The sequence below is a fragment of the Cellulomonas sp. PS-H5 genome, assembly GCF_019265565.1.
In the GTDB taxonomy this organism is placed as follows: Bacteria; Actinomycetota; Actinomycetes; order Actinomycetales; family Cellulomonadaceae; genus Cellulomonas.
Genome location: NZ_JAHVCI010000051.1, coordinates 13349 through 31519, shown reverse-complemented (window position 1 = coordinate 31519; position 18171 = coordinate 13349). Strand labels below are relative to the sequence as shown.

The window sequence follows — 18171 nt, the reverse complement described above, 5'->3', positions numbered from 1 at the left end:
CCCCCCCGACGCCGGCGGCGGAGCGGCACCGCCGCCTGTGTGGTCATGGTGTCAGGACGCGTTCTCGTCGAGCACGGCCTGCAGGTTCGTCTGCACCGAGCCGAGGATCGCGGCCGGGTCGCCGGTCTTCAGGCCCTCGAGCTGGGCGTTGAAGTCGGTGATGACGTCCGCCGCACCGCGGGCGTTGACGACGTTCTGCGCGAAGTCGGCCGAGTCGATGAACGCGGTCATCTCCGGGAACAGCTCCTTCCAGCCGTCGGCCGCGGACTGCACGGACGGCATGACGCCGAACGCCTCGGAGAACGCGAGCTGCTGGTCGGTGGCCGTCAGGTACTGCACCAGGTCGACGGCGTCGGACTGGCTGGACGAGTCGGCGGCGACGCCCCAGCAGTTCGTGAACTGCAGGGTGCCCTGGCCGGCCGGGCCGGCGGGCAGCTCGACGACGCGGTAGTCGACGTCCGGGTAGTCGTTCTCCATCGCGCCGGTGATCCAGTTGCCCTCGATGGTCATGGCGGCGGCGCCGGTGCCGAACGCCTCGCCGCCCCAGCCGGTGCCGAGGTCGGCGGCGTAGGCCGCGGAGCCCGACGCGAGCAGCTGCTGGACGTAGGTGAGGCCCTCGACGTTCTCGGCGGAGTCGGCGGTGGCCTCCGTGCCGTCCTCGCTGACCAGCGTGCCGCCGGCCTGGGCGAGGAACGCGCCGACGCGGGCGTACTCGCCGGAGAAGCCGAGGCCGACCTGGTCGCCGGTGGTGAGCTTCCCGGCGACGTCGGTCAGCTGGTCCCAGGTGGTCGGGACGTCGGCGTCGGTGAGGCCGGCGGCCTCCCAGGCGGCGGTGTTGATGATGAGGCCCAACGTGGAGAAGTCCTTGGGCGCGCAGACGAGCTCGTCGTCGTAGCTGAACTGCTCGACCAGCGACGGGTAGAAGTCGTCGGCGTTGTCCAGCTCGGAGCCGTACGGGTACAGCGAGCCGTTGGCGGCGTAGGTCTGGAACTGGTCTGCGCTGACGTAGAACACGTCGGCCGGGTCGCCGGACGCGAAGCCCTGGCTGAGCTCCTGGGTGAGGTCGGACGCGACCTGGACCGTGGCCTGGACGCCGGACTCCTCGGACCAGGCGGCGACGGCGGCCTTGACGGCGTCGGTCTCGGCGTCGCCGGACGATCCGATGAGGATGCTGAGCGAGCCGCCGCCCTCGGTGGACGCGGCGTCGGCGCCGTCGTCCTCGAAGCCGGAGCCGCCGCCGCAGGCGGACAGGACGAGGATGCCGGCTGCGCCGACGGCGGTGGTCGCCAGGAGGCGCCGTCCTCGCACGGGGATGCGGTGCTGCATGGGGGTTCTCTCCTTCAGGGGGTGGTGCACGGAGGGTCGGGTGGTCAGGGGGTGCGGCTGGACGCGCGCTCGACGAGGTGCGGGGCCAGCAGGACCTCGCGGCTGCGGGTGCCGCCGGTGCCGTCGAGCTGGTCGAGCAGGAGGTCGAGCGCGCGCTGGGCGGCCTCGGAGAGCGGCTGGGCCACGGACGTCAGGCCGACGGCGGCGGCGACGGGGGTGTCGTCGAAGCCGACGACGGCGAGCGTCGTGCCCTGGCTCCGGGCGACCGTGAGGGCGCCGAGGGCCAGGGAGTCGGAGGCGCACACCACGGCGGTGGGCGCGGCGTCGGCGAGCACGCGCTCGATCGCCTGGGCGCCGGCGGCGACGCCGTCGGGGACGCGGGCGTGCAGCCGGCGGAGCAGGGAGCCGTCGTGCCCGGCGTCGACCATCGCGGCGGCCCAGCCGCCGGCGCGGTCCTCGCCGACGTCGGAGCCGTCGGGCCAGCCGAGGTAGGCGATCCGCTCGTGGCCGAGGCGGCGCAGGTGGGCGACCGCGGCGCGGGTGCCGGCGGCGCCGTCGACGTCGACCCACGGGTGCGCGGCGGCGCCGTCGGGACGGTCGCCCCAGGGCCGGCCGAACGTCACGAACGGCACGTCCCGCTCCGCGAGCCAGGCGGCCCGCTCGTCGTCGCGGTGGGTGCTGGTGAGGACGAACGCGTCGAGGTCGGCGGTGTCGAGCAGCTCGCTGTACTGCGCGATCTCGCCGGCGTCGTCGGGCGCGGTGAACAGCATGACCCGGTACCCGCGGGCCTGGGCGCTCTCGGTGAGCGCGTGCAGGAACCGGTCGAGCACGGCGCCGTTGATGCCGTCGTGCACGGGCTCCAGGCGCAGGCCCAGGACGCGGGACCGGCCGGTGCGCAGCTGGCGCGCGGCGGAGGACGGCCGGTAGCCGAGCGCGTCGATGGCGGCGCGGACCCGGTCGGTGGTGTCGGCCCGCACCAGGTGCGGCGCGTTGAGCACGTTCGACACGGTCTGGCGGGACACGCCGGCACGCTGGGCGACGCTCTCCAGCGTCGGCCTCGTCGTGGCGTCCATGGGCGCTCCCTCGCGTCGCTCGGTGTGCATATGATCGTTCCAAGTTGCGATTGGAACGCTCAAACGGTTGCCCCTAGAGTTGCCAGCGCCCCCGGGCCTGTCAAGCCGGGCGGGGCCGCCCCGGGTCACGATCCGGTCTCGGCGGGCCCCGCCACCGACCACCGCACACCCCTCCCGAACGACGAGGTACCCATGGAGCTCCAGCCCCTGCTGCACGACCTGCTGGTCGCGGTCCACGCCCCCACGCAGGCGTGGTCGGACGCCGACGGCCAGATCGGCCTGGCGGACGGACGCGGCGCCCAGGGCGTCTACCACGGCGACGTGCGGGTGCTGGCCGGCGCCCGGCTGACCGTCGGCGGCACCGCGCCCGAGGCGGTCGCGTCCGGCGCGGACGGCCCCGGGCGCGCCCGGACGGTGCTGCTGGCGCGCTCGGTCGACGGCCCCGGCGCGGACCCGACGGCCCGGCTGGAGCGGCTGCGCGAGGTGGTCCCGGGCCGGGTCACGGAGACGCTCACGCTGTCCTGCTCGACGGCGGAGCCCGTGGCGGCGCGCCTCGAGGTGGCGCTGCGCCCGGACGGCACGCCGATGGACCGGATCAAGTCGGGCGCGGCGGTCCAGGCGGCGCCGGCCCCGGAGCGCACCGCCGACGGCGCGCGCTGGCAGGCCGACGCCGACGTGGCGGCGGTGCTGTCCGCGCCGGGCGCGGACGTCGCCGTGGCGGCCGACGGGACCGTGCGGCTGGCGTGGGACGTGAAGGCGACGACCGGGGAGCCGGTCGCGGTTGCCTGGACCCTCGACGTCACGGACGCGGCCGGCCCGGTGACGGCGCCCCGCCGCGCGGAGCCCGAGTGGCAGCCGCTGGACGTCGAGGCGGCGGACCGCCGGCTGCCGGCCCTCCTCGACCAGGCCCTCGCCGACCTCGGCACGCTGCGCCTGAGCGCCCGGTTCGCGCCGGACGACGTGTTCCTGGCCGCGGGCGCCCCGTGGTTCTTCACCCTGTTCGGCCGGGACTCGATCTGGGCGGCGCGGATGCTGCTGCCGCTCGGCACCGAGCTCGCGGCGGGCACGCTGCGCACGCTCGCGACGCTCCAGGGCACGAAGGTCGACCCCGCCACCGCCGAGCAGCCCGGCAAGATCCTGCACGAGGTGCGCCGCGCCGAGCTGTCGATGCCCGGCGAGGGCACCGTGCTGCCGCCCGTGTACTACGGCACCGTCGACGCGACGCCGCTGTGGGTCTGCCTGCTGCACGACGCCTGGCGGTGGGGCATGCCGGCCGACGAGGTCGAGGCGCTGCTGCCCGCCATGGAGCGCGCGCTGGCCTGGATGTCCGACCACGGCGACTCGGACGGCGACGGATTCCTCGAGTACGCCGACGAGACCGGCTCCGGCCTGGCGAACCAGGGCTGGAAGGACTCGGGCGACTCGGTGCAGTGGAAGGCCGGCGGGCTCGCGACCGGCCCCATCGCCCTCGCCGAGGTGCAGGGCTACGCACACGAGGCCGCCGTCGCCGGTGCCGCGCTGCTCGACGCGTTCGGCCGGGAGGGCGGCGACCGGTGGCGCGCGTGGGCCGCGGCCCTCGCCGAGCGGTTCCGCGCGTCGTTCTGGACGTCCGACGAGCGCGGCGCCTACCCGGGCATCGCGCTGGACGCGGACAAGCGCGTCGTCGACACGGTGACGTCGAACATCGGCCACCTGCTGGGCACCGGCATCCTGTCCGCCGAGGAGGAAGCGACGGTCGCCGCGCGGCTCGTCGGCCCGGACATGGACTCCGGCTACGGCCTGCGCACGATGTCGACGGAGTCGGCCGGCTACTGGGAGCTGCGCTACCACGGCGGCGCCGTGTGGCCGCACGACACCGCGATCGTCGTGCAGGGGCTGGCGCGTGCCGGGCACGCCCGGGAGGCGGCGGCGCTCGCGGAGGGGCTGCTCGCGGCCGCGCAGGACTTCGACCAGCGGCTGCCGGAGCTCTACGGCGGCGACGCCCGCGGCACCGTGCCGCGCGCCGTGCCGTACCCGGCCGCGTGCCGCCCGCAGGCGTGGTCGGCGGCGGCCGCGGTGTCGGTGCTCGGAGCGGCGCTCGGGCTGGCACCCGACGCGCCCGGCGGCCGGCTGACCGTGGCGCCGCCGGTGCCGTCGCCGCTCGGGGCGGTCGCCGTGCGCGGGCTGCGCCTGGGCGGCGCGCCGCTCGCGGTGCGGGTCGGCGCGGACGGCTCGGTGCAGGTCGAGGCGGAGGCCGACGTGGCGGTGCACCTGCGGTCCTGAGCCCGGCGGGTGGCTCCGGCGCGGCGGTCGCGCCGGAGCCGCCCGCCGGTCGCGGGCACGTCGCCCGCGCCCGGGGCGACCCCGCCCCGTAGGGTGGGGTCTTCTCGGACGCGAGCCGCGCGGACGACGGCGACGGGCGGTGGGACATGGGGCTGCTGGACCGCATCGGGTCCCCGGCCGACCTGCGCGCGCTGTCCGCGGGGCAGGTCCGGGCGCTGGCGGGGGAGATCCGCGGCTACCTGGTCGACCAGGTGTCCCGCACGGGCGGGCACCTGGGGCCGAACCTCGGCGTGGTCGAGCTGACGATCGCCCTGCACCGGGTGTTCGAGTCGCCGCGGGACACGCTGGTGTTCGACACCGGCCACCAGTCCTACGTGCACAAGCTGCTGACGGGGCGGCAGGACTTCGCCCGGCTCCGCAAGAGCGGCGGGCTGTCGGGCTACCCCAGCCGGGCCGAGTCCGAGCACGACGTCGTCGAGAACTCGCACGCGTCGACGGCGCTGTCCTGGGCGGACGGCATCGCGCGGGCGAACGCCCTGGCCGGTCGCGGCGACCGGCACGTGGTGGCGGTCGTCGGCGACGGAGCGCTCACCGGCGGCATGGCCTGGGAGGCGCTCAACAACATCGCGGACGGCACCGACCGCCGCCTGGTGGTCGTCGTGAACGACAACGGCCGGTCCTACGCGCCGACGATCGGCGGGCTCGCGCTGCACCTTGACGCGCTGCGCACCACCCGCGGGTACGAGACGGTGCTGTCCTGGGGCAAGCGCGCGCTGCGCCGGTCCGGGCCCCCCGGGCGGGTGGCGTACGACGCGCTGCACGGGCTGAAGAAGGGCATCAAGGACGTCGTCGCCCCGCAGGGGATGTTCGAGGACCTCGGACTGAAGTACGTCGGCCCGGTCGACGGCCACGACGAGGCGGCGGTGGAGTTCGCGCTGCGCCGGGCCCGGTCGTTCGGCGGACCGGTGATCGTGCACGTCATCACCGAGAAGGGCCGCGGTTACTCGCCGGCCGAGCAGGACGTCGCGGACCGGTTCCACGCGGTCGGCCAGATCCACCCCGAGACCGGGCTGCCGGTCGCGCCGTCGCGGTTCGGCTGGACGGGGGTGTTCGCGGACGAGATCGTGCGGATCGGCCGCCGCCGGCCCGACGTCGTGGCGATCACGGCGGCGATGCTGCAGCCCGTCGGGCTCGCGCCGTTCGCGGAGGCGTTCCCGGACCGCACGTTCGACGTCGGGATCGCCGAGCAGCACGCCGTGACGACGGCGGCGGGCATGGCGTTCGCCGGGCTGCACCCGGTGGTCGCGGTGTACGCGACGTTCCTCAACCGCGCCTTCGACCAGGTGCTGATGGACGTGGGCCTGCACCGCGCCGGGGTGACGTTCGTCCTGGACCGCGCCGGGCTCACCGGCGACGACGGCGCGTCGCACAACGGCATGTGGGACATGGCGCTGCTCGGGGTCGTCCCGGGCCTGCGGCTGGCCGCGCCGCGGGACGAGGACACGCTGCGGGCGGCGCTCCGCGCGGCGGTCGACGTCGACGACGCGCCCACGGTGGTGCGGTACCCGAAGGGCGCCCTGACCGAGGCGCTGCCGGCGGTCGACGACGTCGACGGCGTGGACGTGCTCGCGCGGCACGGGGGCGCGGGTGCCGACGTCGCCGCGCGGTCGGTGCTGGTGTGCGGCGTCGGCTCGATGGCCCGCACCGCCCTGGCGCTCGGCGAGCTGCTGGCGCAGCACGGGCTGCGGGTGACGGTCGTGGACCCGCGCTGGGTGCTGCCCGTGCCCGCGGCACTCGTGAAGCTCGTGGGGGAGCACGACCACGCGGTGACGATCGAGGACGGCGTGCGCGAGGGCGGCGTCGGGTCGGCGCTCGGGCTGCGGGCCCGGGACGCGGGCATCGCGACGCCGGTGCAGGCGTTCGGGGTGCCGCGGCGGTACCTCGAGCACGCGAGCCGGGACGAGCTGCTGACGGGACTCCGGCTGACCGCGCCCGACCTCGCGCGCGACGTGCTCGCGGCGCTCCGCGCGACCGCCTGACGGGACCTGGGTCCGGGACGTGAGCACCGTCACGCGGCCGTTCCGCGCCCCTGACGAGGGCGGGGGACCTCGGTCCCAAGACATCCCATGACCTCGTGAATAGCGTCGCAAGTACGACGCACTCAGCGAGGGAGCTTCAGATGTCCACCACCGCAGTACCCACGACCGGGTCCGACGCCACCGCGCCGGCCTGGGACGGTTTCGTCACCGGACCCTGGTGTGACGGGATCGACGTCCGCGACTTCATCCAGCGCAACTACACGCCGTACACCGGCGAGGCCGACTTCCTCGCCGGCCCCACGGAGCGCACCACCGGCATCTGGGCGAAGCTCAGCGAGATGTTCCCGGCCGAGCGGGCCAAGGGCGTCTACGACATCGACAACCACACCCCGTCGACGATCGTGTCGCACCCGGCCGGCTACATCGACCAGGACAACGAGCTGATCGTCGGCCTGCAGACCGACGCCCCGCTCAAGCGCGCCATGATCCCCAACGGCGGGTGGCGCATGGTCGAGAAGAGCCTCGAGACCTACGGCTACGACGTCGACCCCGAGGTCGCCAAGATCTTCACCACGTACCGCAAGACGCACAACGACGGCGTCTTCGACGTGTACCCCCCGAACGTCCGGGCCGCGCGGTCGTCGCACATCATCACCGGCCTGCCCGACGCCTACGGCCGCGGCCGCATCATCGGCGACTACCGCCGCGTCGCCCTGTACGGCGTGGACGCGCTGATCGAGGCCAAGCGCCTCGAGCGGCACGAGATGGACATGGAGCCGTCGGTCGAGGACGTCATCCGCGACCGCGAGGAGAACGCGGAGCAGATCCGCGCGCTCGTCGAGCTCAAGCAGATGGCCGCGTCCTACGGCTACGACATCTCCAAGCCGGCGACCAGCGCCCGCGAGGCCGTCCAGTGGCTGTACTTCGCCTACCTGGGCGCCGTGAAGGAGCAGAACGGCGCGGCCATGTCGCTGGGCCGCACCTCGACGTTCCTCGACGTGTACCTGCAGCGCGACCTCGCGTCGGGCGCGATCACCGAGGAGTTCGCGCAGGAGCTGATCGACGACTTCGTCATCAAGCTCCGCATCGTCCGGTTCCTGCGGACCCCCGAGTACGACCAGCTGTTCTCCGGCGACCCGACCTGGGTCACCGAGTCGATCGGCGGCATCGGCGAGGACGGGCGCCCGCTCGTCACCAAGTCGTCGTTCCGGTTCCTGCAGACGCTGTACAACATCGGCCCGGCCCCGGAGCCGAACCTGACCGTGCTGTGGAGCAACCGCCTGCCCGAGGGCTTCAAGAAGTACTGCGCGCAGGTCTCGATCGACACCTCGGCGATCCAGTACGAGTCCGACGACCTGATCCGCACCTCGTGGGGCGACGACGCGGCGATCGCCTGCTGCGTGTCCCCGATGCGGGTCGGCAAGCAGATGCAGTTCTTCGGCGCCCGCGTCAACATCGCCAAGGCCCTGCTGTACGCCATCAACGGCGGCCGCGACGAGGTGTCCGGCAAGCAGGTCGCGCCCGTGTCCGCGCCGGTCGAGGGCGACGTCCTCGACTACGACGACGTGGCGGCGAAGTACGACAAGCTGCTCGACTGGCTGGCCGAGACCTACGTCGACGCGCTGAACTGCGTGCACTACATGCACGACAAGTACGCGTACGAGCGGCTCGAGATGGCGCTGCACGACCGGCAGATCCTCCGGACCATGGCCTGCGGCATCGCCGGCCTGTCGGTCGTCGCGGACTCGCTGTCGGCCATCAAGTACGCGAAGGTCACGCCGGTGCGCGACGAGGACGGCCTGGTCACGGACTACGTGATCGAGGGCGACTTCCCGACGTACGGCAACGACGACGACCGCGCGGACGACATCGCCGTGGGCATCACCAAGGCGTTCATGGAGAAGATCCGGCAGCACAAGACCTACCGGAACTCCCTGCACACGCAGTCGGTGCTGACCATCACCTCGAACGTCGTCTACGGCAAGGCCACGGGCAACACCCCGGACGGACGCCGTGCCGGCGAGCCGTTCGCCCCGGGCGCCAACCCGATGAACGGGCGCGACTCGCACGGCATGCTCGCCTCCGCGATGTCGGTCGCCAAGCTGCCGTACTCCGAGGCGATGGACGGGATCTCGCTCACCTCGACGGTCGTGCCCTCGGGCCTCGGCCGCACCAAGGAGGAGCAGGTGGCGAACCTGGTGGGCCTTATGGACGCGTACAACGTGTCCTCCGGCTACCACCTGAACGTCAACGTGCTGAACCGGGACACCCTCGAGGACGCCATGGAGCACCCCGAGAAGTACCCGCAGCTCACCATCCGGGTGTCGGGCTACGCCGTGAACTTCGTGCGGCTGACCCGCGAGCAGCAGCTCGACGTGCTGTCCCGGACGTTCCACGGCGGCGTCTGACGTCGCACCGGCGGACCACCGCCCGGCCCGGGGGAGCAGCCCCGGGCCGGGCGGCCCCGCCCCGCACGACCCGTACCACCCGCACCACCCAGCAGGACCCCGCGAGGAGGTCGCGACCATGAGCAGCAGCCAGTCCGTCGTCGGCGAGGTCGGCGCCCCGGTCATCGAGCTGGGCCTGCCCGTCACGGGCGGCTCGCACGAGCGGTCGACGGCCGGCACCGCGGGGCTCGCGGTGAGCGACGCGGAGCGCAGCGAGAAGTTCGCGCAGATGCGCGCCGGCGAGCTGGGATCGCTGCACTCCTGGGAGCTCGTCACCGCGGTCGACGGACCCGGCACCCGGCTCACGACCTTCCTGGCCGGCTGCCCGCTGCGCTGCCTGTACTGCCACAACCCCGACACGATGGAGATGCGCCGCGGCGAGCCGGTGCTCGCCGAGGAGCTGCTGCGCCGCATCCAGCGGTACGTGCCGGTGTTCGCCGTGACCGGCGGCGGCCTGACGATCTCCGGCGGCGAGCCGCTCATGCAGCCCGCGTTCGTCGCCCGGCTGCTGCGCGGGGCCAAGGAGCTCGGCGTGCACACCGCGATCGACACCTCCGGCTACCTGGGTGCGCACTGCTCCGACGCGATGCTCGCGGACATCGACCTCGTGCTGCTCGACGTGAAGTCGGGCATCCCCGAGACGTACAAGAGGACCACCGGCCGGGACCTGCAGCCGACGCTCGACTTCGGCCGCCGGGTTGCCGCGAGCGGCACCGAGATCTGGGTCCGGTTCGTGCTGGTGCCCGGACTCACCGACGCGCCGGAGAACGTCGACGCGGTCGCCGACTACGTCGCCTCGCTGTCCACCGTCAGCCGGGTCGAGGTGCTGCCGTTCCACCAGATGGGTCGGGACAAGTGGCAGAGCCTGGGCATGGCGTACGAGCTGGAGGACACCGAGCCGCCGAGCCCCGAGCTGGTGGCGCGGGTGCGGCAGCAGTTCCGGGACCGCGGGCTGACGGTGTTCTGACCGGTCAGGCCGCCGTCGCGCTCGCGTCGGCGACGCCCGGCGGGAGCAGCCGGTGGCCGAGCACCCGCTCGGACCAGCCGGTGCGGTCCAGCCAGGGGCAGATCCCGCCGAGGTGCGCGGGCCAGCCGGCGCCGAGCAGCATCGCGAGGTCGACCTGGTCCGCCGACGGCACGACGCCCTCGTCCAGCAGGGCGCCGATCTCCTCGGCCAGCCCGTGGGCCACACGGTCGAGCACCGCGGCCTCGTGCTCGGCGCGCGTCCCGGCGGCGGTGGGCGCGCCGAACGCGTCCTGGATCGCCGGGTCGACGACGGGGAGCCCCGCAGGGCCGGGCGTGGCGACGGTGCGGCCCTGCTCGACCAGCGCGTCCAGGCCGGGCGACCGGGGGTAGCGGTCGCCGAGCTCGTCGTGCAGGGTCACGAGCACGTGCCGGGCCACCGGCAGGCCGACGAGCTGCAGCAGCGCGAACGGGCTCATCGGCAGGCCGAGGGGGCGCAGCGCGGCGTCCGCGGCCTCGACCGGGGTGCCGTCCTCGACCGCGCCGAGCACGTCGGCGAGCATCCGCAGCAGCACCCGGTTGACGACGAAGCCCGGCCGGTCGGTGGTGCGCACGACGGTCTTGCCCGCGCGGCGCGCGACGTCGACCGCGGTGGCGAGCGACGTGGCGTCCGACGACGGCGCCGCGACCACCTCCACCAGCGGCATCTGGGCGACCGGGTTGAAGAAGTGCAGCCCGACGACCCGCTCCGGGTGCGCGAGGCCGTCGGCCATCGCGGTGACCGACAGTGCGGACGTGTTGGTGGCGAGCACGCAGTCGGGGCGGACGAGCGCCTCGACCTCGGCGAACACGGCCCGCTTGACGTCCAGCACCTCGGTGACGGCCTCGATCACGAGGTCCGCGTCGGCGAGGTCGGCCAGGTCGGTGCCGACCCGGACGCCGTCGAGCAGCGCGCGGCCCGTGTCTTGGGCCAACCGGCCGCGGGACACCGCGGACTCGACCAGGTCGCGCACGCGCTCGCGCCCGGCGGCGGCGCGCTCCTCGTCGACCTCCCGCATCGTGACCGCCACGCCGAGGCGCGAGCCGAGCAGGACGGCGAGCTGGGCGGCCATCAGGCCGGCGCCGACGATGCCGACGCTCCGGACCTCGCGGGGCGCGGCGTCGTCCGCCTCCGCACGGGCGGCCCGGCGGGCGCCGCGGCCGGTGAGCTCCGCGGCGTACAGAGCGGCGCGGGCCTCGTCGGACGCCAGCAGCCGGGAGAGGGCGTCGTCCTCCGCTCGGAAGCCGGCCTCCCGGTCGCGGGAGCCCGCGCGGGCCAGCAGGTCGAGCACGTGGGCGTAGGCCGGGGCGGCGCCGTGCAGCCGGGCGTCCAGGGTGGTGGCGGCGCGGGCGAGCGGGTCGGGGTCGCCCTGCGGCACCGGCGGCGCCGTCGCGGCGCGGCGGTCGGGGGAGCCGGCGCGCAGCACGCCCGCGGTCCAGGCGAGCGCGGACTGCTCGAAGCCCTCGACAGGCAGCACCGTGTCGACGAGGCCGAGCTCCAGCGCCTGCTCCGCGGTGGTGAGCCGGTTGTTCGCGAGCGGGCGGAGCACGGCGAGGTCGACGGCGGCGGGCAGGCCGACCAGGCGGGGGAGCAGCCACGACCCGCCCCAGCCCGGCACGATCCCGAGCGACGCCTCGGGGAGCCCGATCGACCGGATCCCCGCGGCCGCGACCCGGTGGTCGCAGTGCAGGGCCAGCTCCAGGCCGCCGCCGAGCGCGTGCCCGGTCAGCCAGGCGAACGTCGGCACGGGCAGCTCGCCCAGCGGCCGGAGCGCGGCGTGACCGGCCTCGGCGAGGGCACGGGTCTGGTCCAGGCCGTCGAGGCGCCGGGCGACGGAGAGGTCGGCGCCGGCGACGAAGCAGCCCGGACGCCCCGTGACCGCGACAGCGGCGATCTCGCCGGCCTCGGCGCGGGCGCGCACGGCGTCCAGGGCCTCGCGGAGGACGGTGAGGCCGCGCGGGCCGAGGGTCGTAGGGCGCCGCTCGTCGGTCGCCGTGAGCGTGAGCAGGGCGAGCACGCCGGCGCCGTCCGGCAGGTCGACGTCCCGGGCGGTGACGCGCAGGACGTGGTCGTCGGCCTCGGCGGGCAGCGCGCCCGGCGCGGGCGTGCCGGGCGCGGCGGGGTCGCGCGGGGCGGACGACGGGGACGGCTCGGTGGCGGCGTGGCGCATGCGGCACTCCCTGGGGACGACGGTGTCCGGTCGGAACACCGTGACCCTAGCCGCGCCGGTGCCCGCTGTCGCGGCGCGGGGGCGACGGCGCGCCGCGGGCCCGCAGGTCAGCCCGCCGACCGGCCGCGCCGCCGCCCACCGCGCCGACCTGATCGCCGAGCGAGTACGCGACACGTCGAGCGAGTAGTCGGCGGATACTCGCTCGACGTGTCGGTTGCCCGCTCGGCGCGGCACGCGGGCGTACGCGTGCCGCGGAGCCGGTCGGCGCGCGCGGCGGGGCGGCCGGCGGTGCCCCGACGCCGCGGGCGCCGTCAGGCCGGGGTCGCCACCGCGGCGAACGCCTCCGCCAGGCGCGGGGCCAGCAGGCCGATCTGCCACGGGCGCGCGCCGCCGGCGGCCAGGCGCTCGGCGAGGTGCTGCTCGTCGGCCGGGGTCGGCGGGGTCCAGCACACGCGGCGCAGCAGGTCCGGCTGCAGCAGGTTCTCGGCCGGCACGGTGTGCGTCTCGGACAGCTCGGCGACGACGGCGCGCGCCGCGGTCAGCCGGGCGGCCGCCGCCGGGTCGCGGTCGGCCCAGGCGCGCGGCGGCGGCGGGGCGTCGGTGCGCGGTCCGCGGCTGCTGGGCAGCTGGTCGTCCGGGAGCTGGAGGCCGGTGTCGATCGCCCGCTGCCAGAGCGCGGCACGGCGCCGGGTGCCCTTGCCGGAGAACTGCGGCAGCGCCACGAGCTGCGGCACGGACCGGGGGAGCGCCTGCGCGGCGGCGACGATCGCGGCGTCGGGCAGGACGCGGCCGGGGGAGATGTCCCGCTGCCGGGCGTTCTCGTCGCGCGTCTCCCACAGCGACCGGACGACGGCGAGCCGGCGGGGGTCGCGGATGGCGTGCACGCCGGACACCCGGCGCCACGGCTCGACGCGCGGCGCGGGCGGCGGGGCGAGGCGCACGGCCTCGAACTCCTCGGCGGCCCACTGCGCCTTGCCGGCGACGGCCAGCCGCTCGGCGAGCACCTCGCGCAGCTCGACCAGGACCTCGACGTCGAGCGCGGCGTACCGGAGCCACTGCTCGGGCAGCGGCCGGGTGGACCAGTCGACGGCGGAGTGCTCCTTGGCGAGCCCGAGGCCGAGGAGCTCGGCGACGACGGCGGCGAGGCCGACCCGCTCGAGCCCGAGCAGCCGGGCGCCGAGCTCGGTGTCGAAGACCCGCGACGGCCGCATGCCCTGCTCGGCGAGCGCGCCGAGGTCCTGGGACGCGGCGTGCAGCACCCACTCGACGCCCACCAGCGCGTCGGAGAGCGGGGACAGGTCGGGCAGGGCGACCGGGTCGATGAGGGCGGTGCCGGCGCCCTCGCGGCGGACCTGCACCAGGTAGTTGTGCTGGCCGTACCGGTAGCCGGAGGCGCGCTCGGCGTCGACGGCGACGGGGCCGGTGCCCGCGCCGAACGTCTCGACCACGCGGGCGAAGGCCTCGGGGGTGTCGACGACGGCGGGCACGCCCTCGGCGGGCTCGGTGAGGGGGACGACGGCGGCGGGCTCGTCGAGCCCAGCGGGCCCGGTGGCGTCCGCGGGGACGTCGTGGTCGGCGCCGGCCGGGGCGCTGGTCTCCTCGGCCGGGGTACCGGCCGGGTGCGGGACTGACTGCATGGGACAACCGTAGGCCGTCGGGGCGCCGCTCCCGGTCCGGCGCGCAGGGGCGGGGCCCCGCTCACCGTCCGGCACGGCCGCGGCCCTCAGGCGAGCAGGCCGGTGCGGATGGAGATGGCGACCAGCGCGGCGCGGTCGCCGGTGCCGAGCTTGCGCGAGATGCGCGCGAGGTGGCTCTTCACGGTGAGCGCGGACAGGCCGAGCTCGTCGCCGATGGCCCGGTTGCTGAACCCGTCGGCGACGAGGCGCAGCACGCTGAGCTCGCGCGAGGTGAGGTCGGGGCGGGTCCGCGCGAACGGCGACGGCACCGCGCCGGGGGCGGCACCGGGCTGGCCGACGGTCGCGTTCGGCTCGGTGGCGACCGCGCCCCGCAGGCCGCCGGTCAGCAGGCCGACGAGGTCGCGGCGTCCGGCGCGGCGGGCGAGCAGGATCACGCGGCCGGAGCCGCGGCGGCGCAGGTTGCGCACCAGGGTCTGGCCGTCGCCCTCGGCGAGCTCGGTGACCACGACGCACATCTGGCCGAGCGGCCGCCGGCGGGGGTCGGTGCCGGTGCCGGCGCCCTGCGAGCCGGGGCGGCGCGCCTGCGTGGCGACCGCGCCCGCGCGGGCACCCGGGACGCCCGGCGCCAGGCCGGTGCCTCGTCGAATCGGCTCGATGCTCACTGCTGTGCCCCCTTGACGGTCCACCACTTGCCCCTTCTATCGGTGCGCCGCCCGGGTGTCTTGAGCAGATCGGGTGACATCGTGACCCGCCCGTGACCCGGTTGTCACGGGTGGTCTCAGTGCCGGGGCCCCAGCGCGACGACGCCCTCGGGCAGCGGCGGCAGGCCCGCGACCGTGCACAGCAGCGTGCCCCAGGCGCGCAGGTGCGGGGCCAGGTCCTCGTCACGGGCCGTCCAGGAGGCGCGCAGCTCGAGCTCGCAGAGCTCCGGGCGCTCGTCCAGCGCGCCGAACGACTGGGAGAGCACGCGGGTCACCGTGCCGCCGGCCGCGCGGGCGTCGACACCCGCGGACGCGAGGGCGTCGGAGAACCAGCTCCACGCGACCTCGGCCAGCAGCGGGTCCTGGCCGACCTCCGGCTCGAGCGTGGCGCGCACCAGGGTCACGAGCCGGAACGCGCCGTCCCAGGCCTCCTGGCCCGCGGGGTCGTGCAGGACGACGAACCGGCCGGACGCCAGCTCCTCGGCGTCGGGGTCCCGGCGGCCGCTGCGGACGTCGGCGACGAGGGCCGCGGTGTACGGGGCGATGCGCGCGGGCCCGGGCGCCTCCTCGAGGGAGACCTCGGGCCGCAGGGTGACGCCCCGCAGCGACCGCAGGGCGCGCAGGAACTCCGGTGGCGCGTCGCGGGGGCCGGTGCTCACAGCGCCGAGCGTAGGGGCGTCGCTCTCGACCTGCGGTCGCGGCACGCCGGGCGGCGACGCCCCGGACTAGGGTGAACCTGCCCTGGCACCCCCTCGAAGGAGCACCCGCGCATGTCTGCACCCGCCGCACAGATCGGCGTCACCGGCCTCGCCGTCATGGGCCGGAACCTCGCCCGCAACCTGGCCCGGCACGGCTACACGGTCGCGGTGCACAACCGCTCGCAGGCGAAGACCGACTCGCTGATCGCCGACCACGGCGACGAGGGCACCTTCGTGCCGTCGGTGACCACCGAGCAGTTCGTGGCGTCGCTGGAGCGGCCGCGCAAGGTCATCATCATGGTCAAGGCCGGCGGCCCGACCGACGCGGTCATCGACGAGCTGGTGCCGCTGCTCGACGAGGGCGACATCGTCATCGACGCGGGCAACGCGCACTTCCCGGACACCCGCCGCCGCGAGGCCGCGCTGCGGGAGAAGGGGCTGCACTTCGTCGGCACCGGCGTCTCGGGCGGCGAGGAGGGCGCGCTCAACGGCCCGTCGATCATGCCGGGCGGCTCGCGCGAGTCGTACGCGGTGCTGGGCCCGATCCTCGAGGACATCTCCGCCAAGGTCGACGGCACCCCGTGCTGCACCTACGTCGGCCCCGACGGCGCCGGCCACTTCGTCAAGATGGTGCACAACGGCATCGAGTACGCCGACATGCAGCTGATCGCCGAGGCCTACGACCTGCTCAAGCAGGGCCTGGGCGCGTCGGCGGCCGAGATCGCCGACATCTTCCGCACCTGGAACGAGGGCGACCTCGAGTCCTTCCTCATCGAGATCACCGCCGAGGTGCTCTCGCAGGTCGACGCCGAGACCGGGTCCGCGTTCGTCGACGTCGTGCTCGACCAGGCGGAGCAGAAGGGCACCGGCCGCTGGACGGTGCAGAACGGCCTGGACCTGGGCGTGCCGATCACCGGCATCGCGGAGGCCACGTTCGCCCGCGCGCTGTCCGGCTCGGTCCCGCAGCGCACCGCCGCCCGCGGCACGCTCCCCGCGCACGCCGGCGCGTTCGAGGTCGCGGACCGCGACGCGTTCATCGAGGACGTCCGCCTGGCGCTGTACGCGTCCAAGGTCGTCGCGTACTCGCAGGGCTTCGACCAGATCGCGGCCGCCTCCGCCGAGAACGGCTGGGACATCGACCGCGGCGCCATGGCCCGCATCTGGCGCGGCGGCTGCATCATCCGCGCCCGGTTCCTCAACCGGATCACCGAGGCGTACGAGCGCGACGCGGACCTCCCGCTGCTGCTCGCCGACGAGTACTTCACCGGCGCGGTCGGCAACGGCGTCCCCGCGTGGCGCCGGGTCGTGGCCCAGGCCGCGCTGGCCGGCGTGCCGACCCCGGCGTTCTCCTCCTCGCTGTCGTACTACGACGGCGTGCGGGCGGAGCGGCTGCCGGCGGCGCTGATCCAGGCGCAGCGCGACTTCTTCGGCGCGCACACCTACAAGCGCGTCGACAAGGACGGCACGTTCCACACCGAGTGGTCCGGCGACCGCGCCGAGCACGAGGCGTGAGCGCGGCGACGCCGGCGCCGGGCACCCAGGGGCTGCGCGACCTGCAGCCCGTCATGCTCGGCGCCGACATCGGCGTGTACGCGCTCGCGCGGGCGTTCCACGAGGCGTACGGCGTCCGGTCGATCGTGGTCAGCGGGGCGGCCCTCGGGCCGGTCGCCGACTCGCGGATCGTCGACAACCGGCTCGTCGCGGACGGGCACGACCCGCGCCAGCTGGTCGACGCCGTGCTGGAGGTGGCCCGGGAGAACGGCGGCAAGCGGCTGGTGCTGCTCGCCAACTCGGACTGGCTGGTCCGCGTGGTCGTGCAGCACCGCGCCGAGCTCGAGCCGTACTACGTCGTGCCGTTCCTCGACGAGGACCTGATGGACCGGCTGTCGGACAAGGCGACGTTCGCCGAGATCGCGACGGACCTCGGCCTCGCCGTCCCACGGACGATCGTGCAGGACTTCGCCCTCGCGGACGACCCGGCCTGGGCGCCGGTCCCCGTGGACGTCGGCTACCCGCTGATCGCCAAGGCGGCCAGCAGCGCCGACTACCAGGAGGTCGAGTTCCCGGGGAAGAAGAAGGTCTTCGAGATCGCCTCGGCCGACGAGCTCGACGCGCTGTGGGCGTCGCTGAAGGGCGCCGGGTTCCGCGGGCGGTTCGTCGTCCAGGAGCTCGTGCCGGGCGACGACACCCAGATGCGGTCGATCACCGCGTACGTCGACTCGCGCGGTTCGATCACGCTGCTGGCGTCCGCGCACGTGCTGCTCGAGGAGCACACCCCGTCCGGCCTGGGGAACCCGGCCGCGATGGTCGTGACCCGGGAGCAGGGCATGCTCGACCAGGCGGCCGCGTTCCTGCGCGGCGTCGGCTACGTCGGGTTCGCGAACTTCGACGTGAAGGTCGACCCGCGCGACGGGTCGTTCCGGTTCTTCGAGGTCAACCCGCGCATCGGCCGGAACAACTACTACGTGACGGCCGCCGGGGCGAACGTCGCGCGGTTCCTGGTCGAGGACCGGGTGCTGGACCGAGCGGTCGAGCCGGTCGTGGTGGACACCGAGGTGCTGTACTCGATCCTGCCGCACCGCCTGCTGCTGAAGTACGTGCTGGACCCCGCCCTGGCCGGGAAGGTCCGCGGGCTGATCAGGGCCGGGCGGGTGGCGCACCCGCTGCGGTACCGGCGCGACGCCGGGCTGAAGCGGCGGTGGTACGTGCTCGCCGCCGGGCTGAACCAGGTGCGCAAGTTCCGGCGGTACTACCCGGAGCCGACGAGCACGGGGTTCTGACCCCGGCGCCCCCGCGCCACGACGCACGACGGCCG

General features: G+C 75.2%; 12 protein-coding genes. 6 read left to right on the top strand and 6 right to left on the bottom strand.

Annotation, left to right across the window (positions count from 1 at the left end; all coding sequences use genetic code 11):
* Positions 1-51 precede the first annotated feature (51 nt).
* A complete protein-coding gene (locus J5O08_RS16490; protein WP_218707971.1) occupies positions 52-1326 on the bottom strand; it encodes an extracellular solute-binding protein in 1275 nt (424 codons plus the stop codon).
* A gap of 44 nt (positions 1327-1370) precedes the next feature.
* Positions 1371-2399, bottom strand: coding sequence for a LacI family DNA-binding transcriptional regulator (locus J5O08_RS16485; protein WP_217616183.1), 1029 nt, complete (start codon positions 2397-2399; stop codon positions 1371-1373).
* Between the two features lie 192 nt (positions 2400-2591).
* On the opposite strand from J5O08_RS16485, the gene J5O08_RS16480 reads away from it, so the two are divergent.
* The 4 genes from J5O08_RS16480 (at position 2592) to pflA (ending at position 10114) form a co-directional block, all read left to right on the top strand.
* A complete protein-coding gene (locus tag J5O08_RS16480) occupies positions 2592-4661 on the top strand; it encodes a glycogen debranching N-terminal domain-containing protein (protein ID WP_218707970.1) in 2070 nt (689 codons plus the stop codon).
* 146 nt (positions 4662-4807) lie between these two features.
* Entirely contained in the window at positions 4808-6700 is a 1893-nt protein-coding gene (gene dxs / locus J5O08_RS16475) for a 1-deoxy-D-xylulose-5-phosphate synthase (protein WP_218707969.1), read from the top strand.
* A 140-nt stretch (positions 6701-6840) separates the two neighbouring features.
* Positions 6841-9108: a formate C-acetyltransferase gene (gene pflB / locus J5O08_RS16470; protein WP_218707968.1), complete on the top strand. Its 2268-nt coding sequence runs from the start codon at positions 6841-6843 to the stop codon at positions 9106-9108.
* Between the two features lie 118 nt (positions 9109-9226).
* Entirely contained in the window at positions 9227-10114 is an 888-nt protein-coding gene (gene pflA, locus J5O08_RS16465) for a pyruvate formate-lyase-activating protein (protein ID WP_217616179.1), read from the top strand.
* Between the two features lie 4 nt (positions 10115-10118).
* On the opposite strand, the gene J5O08_RS16460 is transcribed toward pflA, so the two are convergent.
* The 4 genes from J5O08_RS16460 to J5O08_RS16445 form a co-directional block, all read right to left on the bottom strand.
* Positions 10119-12320, bottom strand: coding sequence for a 3-hydroxyacyl-CoA dehydrogenase NAD-binding domain-containing protein (locus J5O08_RS16460; RefSeq protein WP_218707967.1), 2202 nt, complete (start codon positions 12318-12320; stop codon positions 10119-10121).
* A 311-nt stretch (positions 12321-12631) separates the two neighbouring features.
* Complete coding sequence (locus J5O08_RS16455) at positions 12632-13957, bottom strand: HRDC domain-containing protein (RefSeq protein ID WP_218707966.1); 1326 nt, start codon at positions 13955-13957, stop codon at positions 12632-12634.
* 86 nt (positions 13958-14043) lie between these two features.
* Complete coding sequence (locus J5O08_RS21725; protein WP_246855068.1) at positions 14044-14619, bottom strand: LuxR C-terminal-related transcriptional regulator; 576 nt, start codon at positions 14617-14619, stop codon at positions 14044-14046.
* A 116-nt stretch (positions 14620-14735) separates the two neighbouring features.
* Entirely contained in the window at positions 14736-15317 is a 582-nt protein-coding gene (locus J5O08_RS16445; RefSeq protein ID WP_218707965.1) for a DUF3000 domain-containing protein, read from the bottom strand.
* A gap of 111 nt (positions 15318-15428) precedes the next feature.
* Between J5O08_RS16445 and gndA the strand changes: the two genes are divergently transcribed.
* Positions 15429-16868, top strand: coding sequence for an NADP-dependent phosphogluconate dehydrogenase (gene gndA, locus J5O08_RS16440; protein WP_218707964.1), 1440 nt, complete (start codon positions 15429-15431; stop codon positions 16866-16868).
* Entirely contained in the window at positions 16865-18136 is a 1272-nt protein-coding gene (locus J5O08_RS16435; RefSeq protein WP_308281674.1) for a hypothetical protein, read from the top strand. The genes gndA and J5O08_RS16435 overlap by 4 nt, the downstream gene beginning before the upstream one ends.
* Positions 18137-18171: the final 35 nt, after the last annotated feature.

Bases quoted from the DNA above. Each gene is read 5' to 3' on its own strand.
- J5O08_RS16490 (WP_218707971.1), bottom strand. From the start codon at position 1,326: ATGCAGCACCGCATCCCCGTGCGAGGACGGCGCCTCCTGGCGACCACC.
- J5O08_RS16485 (WP_217616183.1), bottom strand. From the start codon at position 2,399: ATGGACGCCACGACGAGGCCGACGCTGGAGAGCGTCGCCCAGCGTGCC.
- J5O08_RS16480 (WP_218707970.1), top strand. From the start codon at position 2,592: ATGGAGCTCCAGCCCCTGCTGCACGACCTGCTGGTCGCGGTCCACGCC.
- dxs (WP_218707969.1), top strand. From the start codon at position 4,808: ATGGGGCTGCTGGACCGCATCGGGTCCCCGGCCGACCTGCGCGCGCTG.
- pflB (WP_218707968.1), top strand. From the start codon at position 6,841: ATGTCCACCACCGCAGTACCCACGACCGGGTCCGACGCCACCGCGCCG.
- pflA (WP_217616179.1), top strand. From the start codon at position 9,227: ATGAGCAGCAGCCAGTCCGTCGTCGGCGAGGTCGGCGCCCCGGTCATC.
- J5O08_RS16460 (WP_218707967.1), bottom strand. From the start codon at position 12,320: ATGCGCCACGCCGCCACCGAGCCGTCCCCGTCGTCCGCCCCGCGCGAC.
- J5O08_RS16455 (WP_218707966.1), bottom strand. From the start codon at position 13,957: ATGCAGTCAGTCCCGCACCCGGCCGGTACCCCGGCCGAGGAGACCAGC.
- gndA (WP_218707964.1), top strand. From the start codon at position 15,429: ATGTCTGCACCCGCCGCACAGATCGGCGTCACCGGCCTCGCCGTCATG.